Genomic DNA, 3,697 nt, shown 5'->3' with positions numbered 1-3,697 from the left:
GATTTCGAAGGCTGCGGTGTCGAGGTGATCGACCCTTGGGCAGACACGGCAAGCGCCTGATAATGTGGAAGGCCCTCCGCTATGTTGCATACCTCGGACTGCTTCTGACCGGGGCCTTCGTGTTCTTTGCGAATTTCTCGACAACCCCAGGGCGGTATGAGTGCGTTGGCAGCATCACCAGTGGCGAGAGCGCAACTCCCGTGACCGTGTTTATCAGGGTCGAGCGATACCGTTGGTGGGTCGGCTTGTGGGGAAGACTCCGATGGCAGTTTGCACGTCGAGGTGCCGAATGAGTTTGTTCGCTATTTCGGCGACCTCCGCGAAGTTGGCGAGCTGTCCGTCGTCAGATGATTTGGGACACGAGGAGCTGAGCGGGAACGGAGGCTCTGGCTCGTTGATGGTTCAGTTTATGCCGCGGGCTGACGGTGCAGCAAGCGGCGCATCTCGATCGTCTTTGCCTTGATCTCCTTCCGTTGGCTGAGGATGGTTTCCGCCCTGCCGAAGTAGACGTCGGCGGGGGTGAGGTTGCCGAGGCTCTCGTGATAGCGCTGGTGGTTGTAGTGCTCGACGAAGGCGGCAATCGCCTCCTCGAGGGCTCCCGGCAGGTAGTAGTTCTCGAGCAGGATCCGGTTCTTGAGCGTCTGGTGCCAGCGCTCGATCTTGCCCTGGGTCTGCGGGTGGTTGGGTGCGCCGCGAACGTGGTCGATGCCTTCCTGGTCGAGCCAGGTAGCGAGATCGCCCGAGATATAGGATGAGCCGTTGTCGGTGAGCAGCCGCGGACGGTGAGTGACGGTGGCGCTGGCGCAGCCGGACGCGGCCAAGGCGTCCTCCAGGGTCGCCGTCACATCTCCAGCGCGCATCGTCGTGCAGAGCCGCCAGGCGATGATGTAGCGGCTGTAGTCGTCGAGGATTGTCGAGAGATAGAACCACCCCCAGCCTATGACCTTCAGTGGAGTAAGAAGCGCTGGTGCGCTTCTCCTCCCCGAACCGTACGTGCACCTTTCAGCGCATACGGCTCTCTATTCAAGCTTGGCCCATGGCCATAGCAACATCATGATAGCGTGAGGTTACGGTGCTGCGGGTTTCGCTCCGGAGGACGTATGGGTTCGTCTCCGGATTCCGCCACCGGAACTGCGCCTTTGGACTCGATACCATTCGGCGCAGCGCCTTGCCGACGCGGTCTCCACGCTCACTTCGTCCGTAGACGAGCCAGGTCTTCGCCTTGCCCGCCTCTGGCGCTCGATACCAGCTCCGCATCAAGGGCTTGATGCGTGACCGATATTTTCGCGCCAGCCAGTGCGCCAGTTTCCAGAACACGACATGGTCGATGCGCCGGAAGGTGCGTGCTGTGAAGTCGGTGAACTTGTAGAAAGCCGCCCATCCCGCCAGTTGGCGGTTCAGACGGTCCACCATGTCGACCTTGCCAACATCATGATTGCCGGAAAGGGTCTCGGTCAGCTTGCGAACAAACGCCTTGGCCTTTTCCCTGGGTATCGTCGTGACGACGGACATGTGCCCGTTCGACCCTCGCTTGCGAATGATCCGATGCCCCAGAAAGACGAACCCGTCATCGACGTGGGTGATATGGGTCTTTTCCATATTCAACATCAGCTTCAGGCGGTCTTCCAGAAAGGCCCGGCATTCCTCACGGATTTCCTCGGCATGAACCTTCGTCCCCTTGACGATGACGACGAAGTCATCGGCATAGCGACAATAGGCAATCGCAGGTTTCCATTGCCGGTTCTCTCGAACCGTGATGGGGCGGCCCTGCTGAATGCCGAAGTTCCATGCCCAGCGATCCTTACGGGCTTTCCGGTTCAGGTATTTCGCCTCCAGCCACGCATCAAACTCGTGGAGCATGATGTTGGACAGGAGCGGCGACAGCACGCCGCCTTGCGGAACACCCTCACTGGACGCTGCAAACAGGCCACGGTCGATGTGACCCGCTTTTAGGATGCGCCAGAGAAGATCGACAAACCGTCCGTCCCGCACCCGTCGCCGCACGCATTGCAGAAGCAGCCGGTGATGAACGGTGTCGAAGTAGCTCGCCAGATCACCTTCGATGATCCAGCGGCCCCTCGTCGTGTCCGTGCCATCCTGAAGCTGCAACTTCACGGTGCGGACGGCATGGTGCACGCTGCGTTCCGGCCGGAAGCCATAGGAGCAGCGATGGAAGTCGCTTTCCCAGATCGGCTCCATGGCCATCAGCATGGCGCGTTGGACAATGCGGTCTGTCAGGGTCGGTATACCCAGCGGTCGTAGCTTGCCATTGGCTTTTGGGATATGGATCCGCTTGACCGGCTTCGGGCGATAGGTGCCCTTCAGCAGGTTTGTCCGCAGGTCGGCCAGATGGTGATCCAGCCCGGCCTGCATCCGTCGCTTGTCCATTCCGTCAATGCCCGGGGTCCGGGCGCCACTTGACGCCAGAACGATCCGGGCGGCCTCGGCAAGCCATTCCCGATCGGCAATGAGCCGGAGAAGACGATCGAACCGTCGGTTCGGATCGGCCTCGGCCCATGTTGCGAGCTTGTGCTGCATTTCGCTGATTATCAAAGGTCTTCACCTCATTTGGTCAGGTAATTTGCACTCCAAGCAGATTGAACTGTTCCCCTTCGCCATGTGGCAGGCTTTCCCTGCCGCGGACTACTACGGGAACTCCGCCAGCATGATGGACATCAGGGTCAACTCCCTTGCGACGCAGAACATCGTGGGCATTCCATCATGCCTTCCCTCGTTCATATGCTGGACATTCCACGCACTGGGGAGGTTGCCGGTCGCAGTCCTTGTCCTTGCGTCCCGCAAGTCGATGCCGATGTCATGGTCTGGCTGCGTTCTCCCCATGACCTCCTGCGAACGGCCTACATATACGCTCGCATTCAAAGCCGCTGACTTACCTGTCCAGCGCTCCATCGGCATTCCGCCTGTTAAGCCGTGTAGGCGAAGGCGACATTTCAGCCCTCGGATGCGGATTAACCGGTTCGTATTCCTCAACCTTCCAGTGCTACAGCCTCGGGAACCATCTCGGCGTAACGGCTTCGCCTCAATCCCCTTTACCTGCGGGCTACGTCACCCTGCCAGTTGACGACAGGTCACCGCCGCTTGGGCTCACGCCCCCCTCACAGCAGGGAGCAGGCATTCTCCGGTTCCTCCTTTCTCAATGCATTCCAGACATATGCACCCCGGACCATCCGGGACGAGGCGCACGGTACGTGAAGTCGGTCTGCCAGAGCTGGTTCGGGCCGGTCGTCTTCTCATGAAACTCGTCGGCGGCCCTGATGATCGCGAAGGCGGGGCTGGTGACGAGGTCGTGGGCGACCAGGAGCCTGTAGACGCTGGCCTCGGAGACGAAGTAGCGCTGCGTGTCGGTGAACCGGACAGCCAGCTCCCGCGGCGACAGCTCGGGCTCCTCAAGGGCCAGATCCACGATCTGCTGGCGGACGGTGTCAGGGATGCGGTTCCAGACGCGACCGGGGCGCGAGGGCTGATCCTCGAGACCCGCCTCACCCAGGGCGATGTACCGGTCGTACCAGCGGTAAAACGTGGTCCGCGGGATGCCGAGCATGGCCAGCGTGCGCTTCGTTGGCAGGTGGGACCGCTCGACGATGCGAATGATCTCAAGCGGGACTGTCGGATATTTTGTGCCTGAGGCCCGTTTCCGTCACTGGCTGACGAACCTTTCGCCGAATGCGACGGCGAA

At 60.7% G+C, this 3,697-nt stretch carries 1 protein-coding gene and 2 pseudogenes; all 3 read right to left on the bottom strand.

Annotation, left to right across the window (positions count from 1 at the left end; translation table 11 throughout):
* Positions 1–407: 407 nt before the first annotated feature.
* Positions 408–956 (bottom strand): annotated as a pseudogene (locus NYR58_RS20105) (transposase); the annotation flags it as partial.
* A 67-nt stretch (positions 957–1,023) separates the two neighbouring features.
* A complete protein-coding gene (gene ltrA, locus NYR58_RS20100) occupies positions 1,024–2,538 on the bottom strand; it encodes a group II intron reverse transcriptase/maturase (protein ID WP_261522905.1) in 1,515 nt (504 codons plus the stop codon).
* A 628-nt stretch (positions 2,539–3,166) separates the two neighbouring features.
* Positions 3,167–3,643, bottom strand: a pseudogene (locus NYR58_RS20095) (helix-turn-helix domain-containing protein); the annotation flags it as partial.
* Between the last annotated feature and the right edge of the window lie 54 nt (positions 3,644–3,697).

The organism is Chelativorans intermedius (assembly GCF_025398255.1).
Taxonomy (GTDB): domain Bacteria; phylum Pseudomonadota; class Alphaproteobacteria; order Rhizobiales; family Rhizobiaceae; genus Chelativorans; species Chelativorans intermedius.
Note: the sequence above shows the minus strand (reverse complement) of the source record. Positions and strands in the feature narration are given on the sequence as shown.